Source organism: Citrobacter amalonaticus (assembly GCF_018323885.1).
GTDB classification, from domain to species: domain Bacteria; phylum Pseudomonadota; class Gammaproteobacteria; order Enterobacterales; family Enterobacteriaceae; genus Citrobacter_A; species Citrobacter_A amalonaticus.
The window spans coordinates 4,138,200-4,153,167 of record NZ_AP024585.1 but is presented as its reverse complement, the minus strand read 5'-3'; the positions used below and the strand labels follow the sequence as shown (position 1 = coordinate 4,153,167).

17 protein-coding genes are annotated in these 14,968 nt (G+C 52.3%); 8 read left to right on the top strand and 9 right to left on the bottom strand.

Annotated features, from left to right (window positions below; all coding sequences use genetic code 11):
- Nucleotides 1-47: 47 nt before the first annotated feature.
- Nucleotides 48-401 (top strand): DUF4156 domain-containing protein, encoded by a 354-nt coding sequence (locus tag KI228_RS19675; protein WP_042999161.1) that lies wholly within the window; start codon nt 48-50, stop codon nt 399-401.
- 166 nt (nt 402-567) lie between these two features.
- Here the strand turns inward: KI228_RS19675 and yjeJ are convergent, their stop codons facing one another.
- Both yjeJ and epmB read right to left on the bottom strand, forming a co-directional pair.
- The gene (yjeJ, locus tag KI228_RS19670) at nt 568-1,434 is read right to left on the bottom strand and encodes a YjeJ family protein (protein ID WP_061069550.1); all 867 of its coding nucleotides are present in this window, start codon (nt 1,432-1,434) and stop codon (nt 568-570) included.
- 161 nt (nt 1,435-1,595) lie between these two features.
- Nucleotides 1,596-2,624 carry an EF-P beta-lysylation protein EpmB gene (epmB, locus tag KI228_RS19665; RefSeq protein WP_046401393.1) on the bottom strand — a complete coding sequence of 343 codons (1,029 nt, stop codon included), beginning with the start codon at nt 2,622-2,624 and terminating at the stop codon, nt 1,596-1,598.
- 41 nt (nt 2,625-2,665) lie between these two features.
- Here epmB and efp point away from each other — a divergent pair, with 41 nt between their 5' ends.
- The 3 genes from efp (at nt 2,666) to ecnB (ending at nt 3,685) form a co-directional block, all read left to right on the top strand.
- Entirely contained in the window at nt 2,666-3,232 is a 567-nt protein-coding gene (gene efp, locus KI228_RS19660; protein ID WP_042999164.1) for an elongation factor P, read from the top strand.
- A gap of 63 nt (nt 3,233-3,295) precedes the next feature.
- Nucleotides 3,296-3,430, top strand: a complete 135-nt coding sequence (locus KI228_RS19655) for an entericidin A/B family lipoprotein (protein ID WP_042999165.1) — start codon at nt 3,296-3,298, stop codon at nt 3,428-3,430.
- 108 nt (nt 3,431-3,538) lie between these two features.
- Nucleotides 3,539-3,685 (top strand): lipoprotein toxin entericidin B, encoded by a 147-nt coding sequence (ecnB, locus tag KI228_RS19650; RefSeq protein ID WP_042999166.1) that lies wholly within the window; start codon nt 3,539-3,541, stop codon nt 3,683-3,685.
- Between the two features lie 33 nt (nt 3,686-3,718).
- Here ecnB and KI228_RS19645 read toward each other — a convergent pair whose 3' ends face one another.
- Complete coding sequence (locus KI228_RS19645) at nt 3,719-4,309, bottom strand: LuxR C-terminal-related transcriptional regulator (protein WP_044328366.1); 591 nt, start codon at nt 4,307-4,309, stop codon at nt 3,719-3,721.
- 256 nt (nt 4,310-4,565) lie between these two features.
- Between KI228_RS19645 and sugE the strand changes: the two genes are divergently transcribed.
- Complete coding sequence (gene sugE / locus KI228_RS19640) at nt 4,566-4,883, top strand: quaternary ammonium compound efflux SMR transporter SugE (RefSeq protein WP_042321373.1); 318 nt, start codon at nt 4,566-4,568, stop codon at nt 4,881-4,883.
- Here sugE and KI228_RS19635 read toward each other — a convergent pair.
- The 5 genes from KI228_RS19635 to frdA form a co-directional block, all read right to left on the bottom strand.
- A complete protein-coding gene (locus KI228_RS19635) occupies nt 4,880-5,413 on the bottom strand; it encodes a lipocalin family protein (protein WP_042999168.1) in 534 nt (177 codons plus the stop codon). The two genes, sugE and KI228_RS19635, sit on opposite strands and share 4 nt — an antisense overlap.
- A 107-nt stretch (nt 5,414-5,520) precedes the next feature.
- On the bottom strand, nt 5,521-5,880 hold the full coding sequence (gene frdD, locus KI228_RS19630; RefSeq protein ID WP_042999169.1) for a fumarate reductase subunit FrdD: 360 nt from the start codon (nt 5,878-5,880) through the stop codon (nt 5,521-5,523).
- A gap of 10 nt (nt 5,881-5,890) precedes the next feature.
- Nucleotides 5,891-6,286: a fumarate reductase subunit FrdC gene (frdC, locus tag KI228_RS19625; RefSeq protein ID WP_042321376.1), complete on the bottom strand. Its 396-nt coding sequence runs from the start codon at nt 6,284-6,286 to the stop codon at nt 5,891-5,893.
- A 10-nt stretch (nt 6,287-6,296) separates the two neighbouring features.
- Nucleotides 6,297-7,031 (bottom strand): fumarate reductase iron-sulfur protein, encoded by a 735-nt coding sequence (gene frdB / locus KI228_RS19620; RefSeq protein ID WP_042999170.1) that lies wholly within the window; start codon nt 7,029-7,031, stop codon nt 6,297-6,299.
- Nucleotides 7,024-8,814 carry a fumarate reductase (quinol) flavoprotein subunit gene (gene frdA / locus KI228_RS19615; protein ID WP_042999171.1) on the bottom strand — a complete coding sequence of 597 codons (1,791 nt, stop codon included), beginning with the start codon at nt 8,812-8,814 and terminating at the stop codon, nt 7,024-7,026. The genes frdB and frdA overlap by 8 nt, the downstream gene beginning before the upstream one ends.
- 323 nt (nt 8,815-9,137) lie before the next feature.
- Here frdA and epmA point away from each other — a divergent pair, with 323 nt between their 5' ends.
- From epmA to KI228_RS19600, 3 genes are all read left to right on the top strand, one after another.
- On the top strand, nt 9,138-10,115 hold the full coding sequence (gene epmA / locus KI228_RS19610; protein ID WP_042999172.1) for an elongation factor P--(R)-beta-lysine ligase: 978 nt from the start codon (nt 9,138-9,140) through the stop codon (nt 10,113-10,115).
- A gap of 456 nt (nt 10,116-10,571) precedes the next feature.
- On the top strand, nt 10,572-11,255 hold the full coding sequence (locus KI228_RS19605; protein WP_306683219.1) for a hypothetical protein: 684 nt from the start codon (nt 10,572-10,574) through the stop codon (nt 11,253-11,255).
- Nucleotides 11,256-11,570, top strand: a complete 315-nt coding sequence (locus tag KI228_RS19600; protein WP_061069551.1) for a YjeO family protein — start codon at nt 11,256-11,258, stop codon at nt 11,568-11,570.
- A 58-nt stretch (nt 11,571-11,628) separates the two neighbouring features.
- On the opposite strand, the gene mscM is transcribed toward KI228_RS19600, so the two are convergent.
- Nucleotides 11,629-14,955, bottom strand: a complete 3,327-nt coding sequence (gene mscM, locus KI228_RS19595; RefSeq protein ID WP_042999174.1) for a miniconductance mechanosensitive channel MscM — start codon at nt 14,953-14,955, stop codon at nt 11,629-11,631.
- Between the last annotated feature and the right edge of the window lie 13 nt (nt 14,956-14,968).

The following is a 14,968-nucleotide window of genomic DNA, read 5'->3' as shown; positions in this document are numbered from 1 at the left end:
ATTCAGTGACGGACAAAACGTCCAGCTCATTGATTATGGGGAATAACATGCACGTGAAATATTTAGCAGGGATCGTCGGTGCCGCGCTACTGATGGCGGGTTGTAGCTCCAGCAACGAACTGAGTTCCGCAGGGCAAAGTGTTCGCTTTGTGGAAGAGAAGCCAGGCGCTGAATGTCAGTTGATTGGCACGGCCACCGGGAAGCAAAGCAACTGGCTTTCAGGTCAGCACGGTGAAGAAGGCGGTTCTATGCGTGGTGCGGCAAATGACCTGCGCAACCAGGCAGCAGCGATGGGCGGCAACGTGATTTATGGCGTCAGCAGCCCGAGCCAGGGCATGTTATCCAGCTTTGTCCCGACGGCCAGTGAGATGATTGGCCAGGTTTATAAGTGCCCTAATTGATTACACTTCATCCTTCAACCAGCCTCTTTGTTGGCTGCGCTGTGAAACCCCAGTCACATAGTTATCTATGCTCCTGGGGATTTCTTCGCTTGCCGCCGCGATTCTGATTGAATGATTTTGTGTAATGACTCGAAGTTATGTCGTAGGCCTGATAAGCGCAGCGCCATCAGGCGTGCTGTGTTGAGGCGTTAACGGACTGAACCCGTAAATGATGTAGCGCGCGCAGGCATTGCTCCTGGGTCAGCGTCTGCGCTTTATCCGCCGTCAGCGTTCTGACAAAAGCCTGACACGATTTACCTGCCAGCTTTTTCAGCCTCGGGCTAAAGTCGAGTACACGACGGGAAATGGCTTCCGCCTCTTTACTACCCGATGGAACGCGGGTTTTCACGACAGCGCCGCAGAACCGTTCCTTTCCTGTTTCATCCGTAAAACGATAAAGTACCGCAAGATAATGCGTGAAAAGCGCGTGTTTCCACTCTGACTGCGTGTAGGCGTCGTATTCCAGTCGCTCATGGTCCAGACAGTCCGCATCGTACAGCGGCAAAAAATCCAGCAACGAGGAGATCCTCAGTGCCAGTTCCCGCATACCCGCGTTCTCTATCGCCCGAATAATGGCATACACCAAAGTATCAATCTGCAATTCGTTCACCCGCAGGTCGCAGGTTGTGCCATCGTGAAGCGTGAAGGTCAGTGTGATGTTGTCACCACTCGCGTCAGTTAAGGCGACGGCGGTGACACGGCGATGAATATCCGCATGTCGAAGTTCGTTTTCCACCATCGCGGGAGTGTTTTCCTGCATTTTCTTGCTGATAGCATCGCGCGTTTTTTCGTAGTGCTGACGTTCGGCAGCGTTCAGTTGCTGTTTCTGGTACAGACGACTTTCCACGGCAATCAGCAGATCGCGTAATTCCAGCGCAGGTAGAAAAAACAGCGATTCCTTGTTCCTTAGCTCTTTAATTTTCAGCGCCAGCGCGATGAATTCGTTCGCTTTACGAATAACACCCGTATTCACTCCTTTGATACTGATAGCCATAACGGTTCTCCCTCACCAATAATAAATTCAGCGATTAGTTGCGACTTATACATATGATTTTTAAATATATAGTTCGCAAGGTGTCGCTAAAATAGCATACAGAATGGGGGAATCCGGGGTTTTGGTGACAGGTGTCCGGATACGGACACCTGATTGCGAGGTTATTGTTGACGCAGTTGTAAATCCAGTGGCGTTTTACTCGGTTCGCCGCCAATTTCCCGCGCCAGTTTGGGCACCATATAACCCGAGACCAGGGTGAGCAGTTCACGCACAATCTGGCGCGCGTCATCATCCGTCACCATGAAATGCGCCGCCCCTTGCACTTTATCCAGCACGTGCAGGTAATAGGGCATGACGCCCGCATCAAACAGCGCATTACTGAGGTTCGCCAGCGTCTGCGCGTTATCATTGACGCCACGCAACAGGACGCTCTGATTGAGCAGCGTAACGCCTGCGATGCGTAGTTTCGCCATTGCTTGTCGAAACGCGTCATCCACCTCGTTAGCGTGGTTAATGTGATTCACCAGCAGGATCTGCAGCGAAGAACGGGTGAAGCGGGCAACCAGCCCCTCCGTAATCCTCGCAGGGATGACGATGGGCAGGCGACTGTGAATACGCAGACGTTTGATATGGGGAATGGCTTCCAGTTGTGTGAGCAGCCAGTCCAGCTCATGATCTTTGGCCATCAGCGGATCGCCGCCGGAGAAAATGATCTCATCCAGCTCGGTGTGCGCGCTAATGTAGTCCAGCGCCGTCTGCCAGTTTCGCTTATTTCCCTGATTTTCGGCGTACGGAAAGTGGCGACGGAAGCAATAGCGACAATTTACCGCACAGCCGCCTTTCACCAGCAGCAGCGCCCGGTTACGGTATTTATGCAGCAGTCCCGGTACGACGCTATGCTGTTCTTCCAGCGGATCGGTGGAGAAACCCGGCGCGGTAATAAACTCATCTTCGGAGGTAAGTACCTGACGTAAAAGCGGATCGTCAGGATTGCCTTTTTCCATACGTGCGATAAATGCACGCGGCACGCGCAGGGCGAACAGCCGTTTGGCGTCGCGTCCAGCCAACAGTTTTTCATCTGCGTCTATATTCAAAAGACGCAGGAGTTCATCGGGATTGGTCACAACATCGGCAAGTTGCGATAACCAATCTTCTCTGGATGGGGTATTTAGGGTTACAATATGCGCCATTTTGTGGCTTAGCTACCAGTTAACAATTTTCAGAGGGCCTTATGGCAACGTACTATAGCAACGATTTTCGTGCTGGTCTTAAAATCATGTTGGACGGCGAACCTTATGCGGTTGAAGCCAGCGAATTCGTTAAACCAGGTAAAGGTCAGGCTTTTGCGCGCGTGAAACTGCGTCGCCTGCTGACCGGTACTCGCGTTGAGAAAACCTTCAAGTCGACTGACTCTGCTGAAGGCGCTGACGTTGTAGATATGAACCTGACTTACCTGTACAACGACGGCGAGTTCTGGCACTTCATGAACAACGAAACCTTCGAGCAGCTTTCCGCAGATGCTAAAGCGATTGGCGATAGCGGAAAATGGTTGCTGGATCAGGCTGAGTGCATCGTGACCCTGTGGAACGGTCAGCCTATCTCCGTGACGCCGCCGAACTTTGTTGAACTGGAAATCGTTGATACCGATCCGGGTCTGAAAGGCGATACCGCTGGTACAGGTGGCAAGCCGGCAACGCTGTCTACTGGCGCCGTAGTTAAAGTGCCTCTGTTCGTTCAGATTGGCGAAGTGATTAAAGTGGATACGCGTTCAGGCGAATACGTTTCCCGCGTTAAATAATCCGCGCGTTTAGCTCATTATGGTGCAGCAGCTTTGCTGCGCCATTGTTTATCCAGGGCAGGAATGATGAAACGTCTTCTCGGTCTTGTAACACTGATTCTTCTCACCACCTCGTTGCTGGCGGGCTGCAATACCGCGCGCGGCTTTGGTGAGGATATTAAGCACCTCGGCAATTCCATTTCCCACGCGGCCAGTTAATTTTCTTCTCATCGTCCTAAAAAGCGTCTATCTCCCGGCATTGTTCGGGATCTTGTCTATGATTAAGTGGCACTACACAAATAACATTGGCTAGAAAAGGAAGACGTTATGGTTAAAAAGACAATTGCAGCGATCTTTTCTGTGTTAGTACTTTCCTCCGTGTTGACTGCGTGTAACACCACACGTGGTGTGGGCGAAGACATCTCCGACGGCGGCAACGCTATTTCAGGCGCAGCAACCAAAGCTCAGCAGTAACGGTGAAAACGGTACGGCAGTGTTGTCGTGCCGTTAATTTTTCAGTTCGGCTGGCGCAAGAAACGGCGAAAAGCGATTATCCATGTGTAACTTCATGCGGATATTGCGTTTGTAGGTGTACACCGTTTTGCCATGAATACTGAGAGCACAGGCAATCGCGTTGTTACTCGCCCCCTCCATCCACATCGTCAGTACTTTCTCTTCCTGAGGTGTAAGCAGCGTCGAGGCATTGCCGGGCGCTTCCGATACCGAGCCGCTCAGCAGGGCGTTGTGGATATTTTCAGCCAGTATCGCCAAAGAGACCTGCTTGGTTAATGACGCACAGACAGGATAGCGCTGCGTCTCTACCATCACGCCTCCTGACTCCAGTAATATCAACGGACTGCTGCCGCAGGCGAGTAAAAATGGGGCAATGGACTCGGCCGACAGGGTGTCGTTGAGAAAACCGTATAAGTCCGCAATAACCAGGTGAGGTTTCCACTGCTGGATGTGCTCTTTAACCAGTAAGAGATTATTGAGCCCAGAGACCAGAAACGACGTATTAAAGAGTTCGGAATGATTAAGCCATGCCTCGATCCCTGTGCGGGTGAAGTGGCAACGGTCAATCACTAATATTTTCAACATAGCGTTTTCGCATTCAGAAGTAAGGCAAATGGCTTCCTGACTTCAGAAAGCGTCCCATCATAGAGAAGTCGGATGAGTGCTGAATGCGCAAAATACGCAGCGAAATGCGCCTAATTCAAGCTTTTAGGTGCGGAAAGATAAAAATGTTGAAATTCACCGCCGCTCGGGCAAGAATGTTTTTTCCACCTTCAGCTTTGCAGGACGACCTGCGAACGCTTCTTTCATCGGGGACGGCCCCATTTCTCTGGAGCCTGATATGTCCTGGATAATCTTATTAATCGCCGGTCTGCTTGAAGTCGTTTGGGCGGTGGGGCTGAAATATACCCACGGTTTTAGTCGCCTGACACCGAGTATCATCACCATTGCCGCGATGATCGTCAGTATGGCGCTCCTTGCGTGGGCGATGAAAACGCTACCCGTGGGTACCGCGTATGCCGTGTGGACAGGGATTGGCGCCGTCGGTGCCGCCATCACCGGTATTCTGCTGCTGGGCGAATCGGCCAATCCCATGCGTCTGGCAAGTCTGGCGTTAATCGTTGTCGGTATTATTGGTCTGAAATTAAGCACCCACTAATCGCCGGGCTGCTTCACCCAGATAAGTTTATTGACATCAAACCCTTCCCGGGTCGCGACGGCCAGCATCTGCTGCTTCATTTCGTCAGAAATGGTTGGCGTGCGGGCGAGTATCCACAAGTAGTCGCGATCCGGGCCGCAGACCAGCGCGTGTCGGTACTCTCTGTCGAGCGCGATAACGTTATACCCGCCGTAGAAAGGCCCAAAGAACGAAACCTTCAGCGCTGCGCGGCTTGGGTCACCGGTAAAATAGGCTTTTCCTTCACTTTGCTGCCATCTGTTCCTGTCCGGATTCCAGCCTTTATTGATGACAGTAAGGCCACCGTCATCGCGCTGGCTATAAGTCGCCGTGACCTTCTCCAGTCCGCGTTCAAAGCGATGATCAAAGCGGGCAATTTCGTACCAGGTTCCGAGATAGCGTTTGGCATCGAAGTTATTCACCACGGTAACGCCCTGTGGCGGGGTTGGGGTACTACAGGAGACCACAAGAAACGCAGCGGTTACAGCGGCAACGATGGGGAGCAGGCGCATAGTTTTATCCTTAGGGTGTTTTTTCCTAAGTGTAGAACCTGGTGGGGGAAATAATGGCGGGAATGATAAAAACGCCCTCTTATCAGCAGACAAGAGGGCGGATGACGTTAGACGGACAGAATGCCAATCGCCGTGACGACGGTCAGGATGGCTGCCAGACCGTAGAACACCCATTTGCCAGCCGGCACATGGATTTTCAGGTCATGCATCGCGTGGTGCATACGGTGTAAGCCACACCACAGCGGCAGGACAATCATCAGGAACAGGAAAGCACGGCCGATAAAGCTCTGAGCAAACGCCAGAACACGCTCATAGCTCAGGGCATCGCCCGGGAACAGACCCAGCGGCAGCAGAATCCCCACCAGCAGAACCATCACTGGCGCGATAATCGCACCCCACATACCGCCTGCGCCAAACAGACCCCAGAATACGGGTTCGTCAGAACGTTTTGGATTTGGATTAATCATCCCGGACTCCTTACCAGAACAGGGCAACAAACAGTATGACTACGGTCGCCACCACAGTAACCGCCCAGAGACCTTTGATGATCGGCTCTGGCCCCATTTTTTCGTCTTTTACGATGATGTTGGCGGCTTTCGGCGCCAGCTCAAACCAGGTTTTGGTGTGCAGCAGTGCTGCCGCCAGGGCGATCACGTTGAGGATCACCACCACCGGGTTTTGCAGAAAACCGACGAAGCCCGCCCAGGATTCGACACCATGCTTCAGTGCGAACAGGCCGAAAATCAGCTCAATGCTGAACCAGACTGCCGGAACGGCTGTGCCTTCGCGCAGCATGTAAAAGCGATAAAACGGCAATTTTTTCCACCAGGTGGACGTCATCGGCCGCACATAGGGTTTGCGTTTAGTCGTCATGTTGCACTCCTTAGCGTGGTTTCAGGGTAGCGATAAGAAAGTCTTTCGAGCTTTCTACTTTACCCTGCTGAATGGCAGCCGCCGGATCGACGTGCTTCGGACAAACTTCGGAGCAGTAGCCCACGAAAGTACAGGTCCATACGCCGTTCGGGCTGTTCAACTGTGCCATACGCTCCTTCTTACCGTGGTCGCGGCTATCTTCGTTGTAACGATGCGCCAGGGTAATTGCAGCCGGTCCGATGAACTCAGGATTCAGGCCGAACTGCGGACATGCGGCATAGCACAGACCACAGTTGATGCAACCAGAGAACTGGTGATACTTCGCCATCTGCGCCGGGCTCTGGATATTTGGTCCCTGATCCGGCGTACGCGGGTTACCGATGATGTACGGCTTAATTGCTTCCAGACTTTCGATAAAGTGCGTCATATCGACGACCAGATCGCGCTCAATCGGGAAGTTACCCAGCGCTTCCACCTTAATACCGTTGGTGTAATCACGCAGGAAGGTTTTGCATGCCAGTTTCGGCACATTGTTGACCATCATGCCGCAGGAGCCGCAGATCGCCATACGGCAGGACCAGCGATAGCTCAGGTCTGGTGCCAGGTTATCTTTGATGTAGCCCAGCGCGTCCAGCAGTGACGTGGTTTCATCATAAGGCACTTCATAGAAAGCACTGTGCGGCGCGGTGTCGGTCTCAGGGTTATAACGCACCACCTCAACTTTCAGGTTTTTCATCTCAGCCATTAGCCTTCTCCTTCTTATCGGCTGCTTCCGCTTCGCCACCGTAAACACGTTTTGCCGGCGGCAGCGTGGTGATTTTCACGTCGCTATAGTCGAGGCGAGTCGTGCCATCAGCATCGCGGAAGGCGAGAGTATGTTTGAGGAAGTTGACGTCGTCACGTTCGGTGCAACCTTCGTCCAGACGTTGGTGTGCGCCGCGTGATTCCTTACGCGCCAGCGCGGAATGCGCCATACACTCAGCGACGTTCAGGCCGTGACCCAGCTCGATGGTGTACAGCAGATCGGTATTGAATACGCTGGAGGTGTCGGTGATGCGAACGCGCTTGAAGCGCTCCTGCAGTTCGGCCAGCTTATCCACGGTTTTCTGCATGAGTTCCGGTGTACGGTAAATACCGCAACCTTCTTCCATCGAAAGCCCCATTTCGTCGCGGATCTTCGACCAGTTCTCGTTACCTTCCTGGTTGACCAGGTCTTTCAGACGTTGTTCAACGCCAGCAACCTGTGCGTCAAGGGCGGCGTCGTTAGCAGTGCCCGCCGTTGCTGCACGCTCCATCGCCTGCTCGCCTGCCAGACGGCCAAAGACCACCAGCTCAGCCAGAGAGTTAGAGCCCAGACGGTTCGCGCCGTGCAGACCCACAGAAGAACATTCGCCGACGGCAAACAGACCTTTGATGCGGGTTTCGCAGTTCTGATCGGTTTCGATACCGCCCATGGTGTAGTGCGCGGTCGGACGCACCGGAATCGGTTCTTTCACTGGATCGACGCCCACATAGGCTTTCGCCAGTTCACAGATGAACGGCAGACGTTCCAGCAGTTTCTTCTCGCCCAGATGACGCAGGTCGAGATGTACAACATCGCCACGCGGCGTGGAGATGGTGTTGCCTTTACGCCATTCGTGCCAGAAAGCCTGAGAAACTTTGTCGCGCGGACCAAGTTCCATATATTTGTTTTTCGGCTCGCCCAGCGGAGTTTCCGGACCCATGCCGTAATCCTGCAGATAACGGTAGCCGTTTTTGTTGACCAGAATACCGCCTTCACCACGACAGCCTTCCGTCATCAGAATACCGGAGCCCGGCAGACCGGTCGGGTGATACTGAACAAATTCCATGTCACGCAGTGGAACGCCGTGGCTCAGCGCCATGCCCATACCGTCACCGGTCACGATGCCGCCGTTGGTGTTATAGCGATACACACGGCCTGCGCCGCCTGTCGCCATTACTACCGCATTAGCACGAATCTGTACCAGCGTGCCTTCCATCATGTTCATCGCCACCAGGCCGCGAGCATGACCATCATCGACCAGGATATCCAGGACGAAGTGTTCGTCAAAGCGTTGGATCTGCGGGAACTGCAGAGAAGTCTGGAACAGGGTATGCAGCATATGGAAGCCGGTTTTATCCGCAGCAAACCAGGTACGCTCAATTTTCATCCCGCCAAAGCGACGAACGTTGACGCTGCCGTCTTCGCGACGACTCCACGGGCAGCCCCATTGTTCCAGTTGGGTCATTTCGGTAGGACAGTGATGGACAAAATAATCCACGACATCCTGTTCACACAGCCAGTCTCCGCCCGCTACCGTATCGTGAAAATGGTAGTCGAAGCTGTCATGATCCTGGGCGACTGCAGCTGAGCCCCCTTCAGCAGCCACGGTGTGACTGCGCATTGGGTACACTTTTGAAATCAGTGCGATTTTTGCATTAGGATTTGCCTGCGCTGCGGCAATTGCAGCGCGTAATCCCGCGCCACCGGCGCCTATAATGGCAAGATCGGCTTGAAAGGTTTGCACGACATTCCTCCAGATTATTGTAATTTCGCCACCACATATTTCGGGTAAAACCCCTGAAACAGGTGGGGTGCGAATGCGTTTCCACTGCTCCTTTATAGGTACAACAGTATAGTCTCTGCGATGAGTGGGAAATTTGACGTGTTCGATTTTTTTAGCGTGTCAGAGGCCGGAATTATCAGTGATCTTGATTAATTTAATTACTAAACCATCGCTTTACGGTTTTTTAACCCTTCAGCCGTGTCGGAGTATTCCTGAGCAAAATTTGTTTCATTGCCGCGTTACGAGTAGACTTCGTGCCCTTGTCTTAAACTGGAGAAAGAACCATGAGCGAAACGGCAACCTGGCAGCCGAGCGCGTCCATACCTAACCTGTTAAAACGCGCGGCAATTATGACGGAAATTCGTCGTTTCTTCGCCGATCGCGGCGTGCTGGAGGTTGAGACGCCCTGCATGAGCCAGGCGACGGTCACAGACATTCATCTGTTCCCGTTCGAAACGCGTTTCGTCGGCCCCGGTCACTCTCAAGGGATGAACCTCTATTTAATGACCAGCCCGGAATATCACATGAAGCGTCTGCTGGTGGCAGGGTGTGGTCCGGTCTTTCAGCTGTGCCGTAGCTTCCGTAATGAAGAGATGGGGCGTCATCACAACCCCGAATTTACTATGCTCGAGTGGTATCGTCCCCATTACGACATGTACCGGTTGATGAACGAAGTGGATGATTTGCTGCAGCAGGTGCTGGAATGCCCGGCGGCGGAGAGCCTCTCTTATCAGCAAGCGTTCCAGCGTCATCTGGAGATTGATCCGCTGTCTGCGGATAAAACGCAGCTGCGTGAAGTTGCCGCAAAGCTGGATTTAAGCAACATTGCCGATACGGAAGAAGATCGCGATACCTTACTGCAACTGCTGTTTGCGATGGGCGTTGAGCCGCACATTGGTAAAGAGAAACCGACGTTTGTGTATCACTTCCCGGCAAGCCAGGCATCACTGGCGCAGATCAGTACGGAAGATCACCGTGTAGCGGAACGTTTCGAGGTCTACTTCAAAGGTATTGAGCTGGCGAATGGTTTCCATGAGTTGACGGATGCGCGTGAACAGCAGCAACGTTTTGAACAGGATAACCGTAAGCGTGCCGCGCGCGGACTGCCGCAGCAGCCGATCGATAACAATCTGATTGAGGCGTTGAAGGTTGGCATGCCGGACTGTTCTGGCGTCGCACTGGGTGTGGATCGTCTGGTTATGCTGGCGCTGGGCGCTGAAAGCCTCGCGGAAGTGATCGCGTTTACTGTTGATCGCGCATAACTTGTTCAATCAAAAAAGCAAAGCGGCGTGTTTTTTCTCGCCGCTTTAAAGAATGCTTTTCAGTTAATATTTAACGCCCACATTTTATTTTTGTAACTTCTACCTTAAGGTTTCAACGTTAAGTCGCTGTAGATGGTTAGTATGAACGACTTCATCATATATTTATGTTGCACGAGATATTTATTTAACCATTAGATGGATATTAATTGCAGAAGCTATATTTTTCTTTATATATAACGCGCTGTGTGAATATATAAACGGCATTATATATTTTATTGTTTTTATAGATGGCTTGAATTTTTTATTGGAATAATATTGTGTTAGGCTGACATGCGTTTTTATAATTGTGATGTCTATCTCATCCTGAGCAGTGACGAAAGAGTTATTGTCTTTTCAATAGTGAGGTCTATCATGGGATTGTTATCGTGATCAGTTCGCCTCCTTTTTGTGATATTGATGAATACGTTTTCCCTCATTGGAATGGTTTGGATTTTTTTCCGTTGGTATGCGTTGCCCACTAATTGGTATTTTATGACAGGAAAAGCATATCTTTGGTATTACAAAACTGCCTGGTTAGTACATCATCGAATAAAAATTAAACAATATGCTTATGAAGCGTGCATACCCGAGTTACTCCTTGCGGGTGTTGCGGTGGCTGAAGTAAGGGGAACTCCGGAGAGATTCAATGGTGTTGGCGTTCTGCAATTCAGACAAGTAATAGAAGCGCTCCTGGGAAAGAACAACAATGAGTTGTCCAATGCAACATCTATTGGTTCTATCGCGATCCAGATAGGCGTCGCTGCCAGAACAATCGGTATTCACCCAAACACGCTTTCGCATTTTCAGCAATTTAGGTTATCACAATGCTTACTCGATGACAGTTTTAACATTCGTGTTGTAGCATTCCATTTACATGACCTTATTCTCTATGATAATCCAGATACTGATACTCTTCACCTGACTGATGAGCAAATTATATTAGCGGGGTCCAGGTATAATCGCGGACTTATACGGGCCAAAGAAGATATTATTCTCTCGATTAGAAAATCACCGGGCTCTGCAGAACGTGAATATAGTGAATATGGCCGACGAATTATAGAAAAGAAAGATATTCTACAAAAGATTTTGCAAGGAAATTAAATGAACTGGAAAGCTTTTGTTTTGAATTTTATAGGAGGCGTGGTTTGTATTTTATTGATAACCATGTTGTCAACGCAAAGTAAGGAATGGTTTATCGATGGAAGGGGAATTAAAAACATCTGTGATGTCATGATGTATATTGAAAATGACGATATTCGCGCAGCTGGAATGATAATAACACTACCCATCTTTATCCCTTTCCTCTATGTGATTATATGGAAAAAACATCGCAGTATTTGGCAATATTTTGTTGTGTTAACTCTGCTGAGTTTTTGGTTATGGCGTTTTATTATTCGATATCATTTATGCCTCTAAAAAGTAGAGATTGGCTGATGGAATACAACCAACCTCTGCTGATACACGTACAAACGATTTACAAACTCCCCGCCGGACGACTTCTTCTGCCGGCAGAACTGAGCGTTTTTCCTGTTTGTCGGCCATTCAAACTTTCCAGACGCATCTGGAATGGTGGGAACGGCATATCGATACCGTGCTCGCGGAAGCCTGCCAGAATCAACTGGTGGATTTCATGGCGCAGTGGCATGCGATGACCCATCTCGGCGGCATAGATACGCAGTTCGAAGATCTGAATCCCCTGTTGTAAGTCCACAAGGAAGACTTCTGGCGCCGGGTTATCGATGACTAACGAGCAGCGGTGTGCGGCGGTCAGCAGGATCTGCGTCACTTCTTCGCTGTTCACATCGGATGGGGCCGGAATGGTCAGCACCACGCGTGTCACGGAATCAGACAGCGACCAGTTGATGAACTGCTCGGTGATAAACGCTTTGTTCGGCACGATGATCTCTTTGCGGTCCCAGTCGCTGATGGTCGTCGCGCGGGTATTGATCTTCGTTACGCTGCCTGTCAGATCGCGAATGGTCACGGTGTCACCAATACGAATCGGCTTTTCAAACAGGATGATCAGGCCGGAGATAAAGTTGGCGAAAATTTCCTGCAAACCAAAGCCCAGACCGACGCCGAGTGCCGCCACCAGCCATTGCAGTTTCGCCCACTCAATCCCGATCATCGAGAAGCCCACCAGACCGCCAATTAACATCAGCAGGTACTTGGTGATGGTGGTAATGGCATAGCCGGTACCCGGCGTGAGATCGAGGTGTTGTAGCAACGCCAGCTCGAGAAGCGCAGGCAGATTACGCACCAGTTGGGTGGTGATGATAAACACCAGAATCGCGATCAGCACCGCGCCCAGCGTAATGGGTTCTAAACTTTCAACCCCTTGCACCGTCGAGGTGACGTCCCACAGCGAGATGTTTTCGAGGAAGCCGAATGCGGAGTGAATTTCCGACCACAGCACAATGACCGACAGCAGGGCGATCAGCATCAGGATGGAGCGCACCAGACGGAGCGACTGGGCGCTGATAGCATCAAGATCGACTTCGCTCTCATCAACGTCGATGGTCCCTTCCAGACTGGTTGAATGAGCCGGCTCTTCTTCGCCACGGGCGCGCTGGGCCAGCATTTCCGCACGGCGGTGCTTGGCACGGTCAAAGGCCAGTCTGCGACGCTGAATCAGCATCCAGCGGCGAATGACGTGATAAATCACCAACAGCAGGAACCAGATGGCGACAGAGGTTTCCAGTCGCGCCAGCAGCGCCTGTGACGTCGCCAGATAGCCCACGGCGGCAGCCAGTATCGCCACCACCGGCGCGCCTATCATCAGGTTCCACAGCATGCTGTTCACGATATTGTCGCCGCTGCCTTCTTTATCGAGATAGAGCGGGATCCCGGCTTTTTTCAGGCTCAGGGTGACCAGTGCCAGCGCGCCGCAAATCAGCATAAAGCACAGGCGACCGAGCGAGCCAGAAAACTCCCGATCGTTGAGGTTATCAAACATGATGAGCGCCATAATCAGCGGCACGATAAGCCCGATACTCATCAGATAATAACGCATCGCACGTGACACGCGTTCGCGCGGCCAGCCAAAGTGGGCGATAAACAGGCCATTGGGCCGGGCAAATGTCGCGCAAATCATCACGACCCACAGCAGCGGCACCGTCGCCGTGACGCCATCGCCTATCGCGACAGCCAGTGGATAAGGCCAGGCCTCGCGTAGTCCGTATCCCAGCGTCATCCACAGTACTGGCAGCGGCGAGGCCACCAGTATCGACCAGAACACGGTACGCAGCGTCAGCCAGAAGTGATCCTGCGTCACCTTGCCCACTCGGGCGGCAGAACGCTCCAGAAAACGGGTAAAGTGGCGACGCGAGTAAATGCTGAACCCGACCAGAATCAACGCGCCAAACAGCGGCAGCAGGGTATCTCTGCTGGTCAGCATCATCACGCTGGCCTGACCTAACTGGCTGAAGGTGTCGAGTGAGATCAGCCGACGCAGATCCTGCACGATATCTATCGGCCAGGAGAATGACATTGGACGAACGTCTGAGGTCCAGAACAGATAGCGGTGGGTCGCTTCGTTCACCTCTTTCAACGCATCTTCAAGCTGGCTATTGGAGACCTTCAGCTTGGTCAGTTCAAGGATCAGCGTGTCGCCGCCCTGTAACAGCGAATTCAGTAGCTCACGTTGGGTGCGCAGTTGCGCCTCAAGAATACGGTTTTGTTCGGCGGTGAGCGGCTGCCCGTCCGCCTGATGGAGCTGGCGCAGCTGAGGCTGCTTATTGAGCTGATCTTCATAGCGCAGACGCTGGACGCGCAGTTGCGCCATTTCAGTATCCAACTGCTGGGGTTTGGGCATTTCCGGCAGACGTGCCACCTGGGCGCGTAACGCTTCACCCAACAGGTTAGACGAGCCTAACCATTGCGACTGTTCACGCAGCGTCGTCAACGCCTGACGTACCTGCTGAGTCTGGCTGGCGGCCTGACGTTGCTGAGAGGCGACGAGATCCATGCGCTGCGCCTGCTGATTCAGCGCGGCTGACAGTTCCCGGTTCACTTTGAACTGGGCGACAATATCCGGCGGTAAATCAGCGCTATTCTCCGCCAGTAACTCGGTACTTTCCAGCGCCCGTTCGGCTTCACGCTGGCGCTGGCTGTTGAGCTGATTGCGCAGTGCCTGTAAATACGCATCCAGTTGCTGGCTCTGTTTTTCCGCCAGTTCCGAGCGCATACGAGCCAGTTCCTGACGGTTGTTGGCCGACAACTGCGCCAGCTCCAGCTCATCAACCAGCGCTTTCAGGCGAGCGGATTCAGCCTGCATGCTGAAATTTTGCGCCTGGTTGAGCGGGGTGTTGCCGGTGGCGCTGCCAATACGGCGTTCAATTTCGTTGAGCTGTCGGCGGGCATCGGTTTGCTGCTGAGGCAGTTGGCTTAATGAGTCGGCAATCTCACGGGCGCGTTCCTGCTCCTGCTGGGCCTGACGGCTTTTTTCCAGCAACTGGCTACTGACCTGGAGAATTTCCTGATTCAGCGCATCAGTCGTCATGCCCGGCGATACGCTGCGGGGTTCATCGCGCAGATTGGTTAACTGCGCGCGCAGGCTGGCGGACATTTTCGGGAAATTATCGATAACCTGCTGATATTGCTGTGCGCGTTCGAGAGAACCTTTACGTTCCTCGAGCGCGTTCAACGCAGACTGAAGGGCTTCAACAACATCAGGCTGAGCAGGCTTTGCGGATTTCGCCTGCTCCAGTTCCTGAGTGATTTGTTTGGCGTCGGGGGCGGTTGCAGCGTACGCCCCCTGGCTGAGGCACCAGGCCATCAGAAACGCGATAATCAGGCGCACAGCAACGTCCTTC

Bases quoted from the DNA above. Each gene is read 5' to 3' on its own strand.
- KI228_RS19675 (WP_042999161.1), top strand. From the start codon at position 48: ATGCACGTGAAATATTTAGCAGGGATCGTCGGTGCCGCGCTACTGATG.
- yjeJ (WP_061069550.1), bottom strand. From the start codon at position 1,434: ATGGCTATCAGTATCAAAGGAGTGAATACGGGTGTTATTCGTAAAGCG.
- epmB (WP_046401393.1), bottom strand. From the start codon at position 2,624: ATGGCGCATATTGTAACCCTAAATACCCCATCCAGAGAAGATTGGTTA.
- efp (WP_042999164.1), top strand. From the start codon at position 2,666: ATGGCAACGTACTATAGCAACGATTTTCGTGCTGGTCTTAAAATCATG.
- KI228_RS19655 (WP_042999165.1), top strand. From the start codon at position 3,296: ATGATGAAACGTCTTCTCGGTCTTGTAACACTGATTCTTCTCACCACC.
- ecnB (WP_042999166.1), top strand. From the start codon at position 3,539: ATGGTTAAAAAGACAATTGCAGCGATCTTTTCTGTGTTAGTACTTTCC.
- KI228_RS19645 (WP_044328366.1), bottom strand. From the start codon at position 4,309: ATGTTGAAAATATTAGTGATTGACCGTTGCCACTTCACCCGCACAGGG.
- sugE (WP_042321373.1), top strand. From the start codon at position 4,566: ATGTCCTGGATAATCTTATTAATCGCCGGTCTGCTTGAAGTCGTTTGG.
- KI228_RS19635 (WP_042999168.1), bottom strand. From the start codon at position 5,413: ATGCGCCTGCTCCCCATCGTTGCCGCTGTAACCGCTGCGTTTCTTGTG.
- frdD (WP_042999169.1), bottom strand. From the start codon at position 5,880: ATGATTAATCCAAATCCAAAACGTTCTGACGAACCCGTATTCTGGGGT.
- frdC (WP_042321376.1), bottom strand. From the start codon at position 6,286: ATGACGACTAAACGCAAACCCTATGTGCGGCCGATGACGTCCACCTGG.
- frdB (WP_042999170.1), bottom strand. From the start codon at position 7,031: ATGGCTGAGATGAAAAACCTGAAAGTTGAGGTGGTGCGTTATAACCCT.
- epmA (WP_042999172.1), top strand. From the start codon at position 9,138: ATGAGCGAAACGGCAACCTGGCAGCCGAGCGCGTCCATACCTAACCTG.
- KI228_RS19605 (WP_306683219.1), top strand. From the start codon at position 10,572: ATGAATACGTTTTCCCTCATTGGAATGGTTTGGATTTTTTTCCGTTGG.
- KI228_RS19600 (WP_061069551.1), top strand. From the start codon at position 11,256: ATGAACTGGAAAGCTTTTGTTTTGAATTTTATAGGAGGCGTGGTTTGT.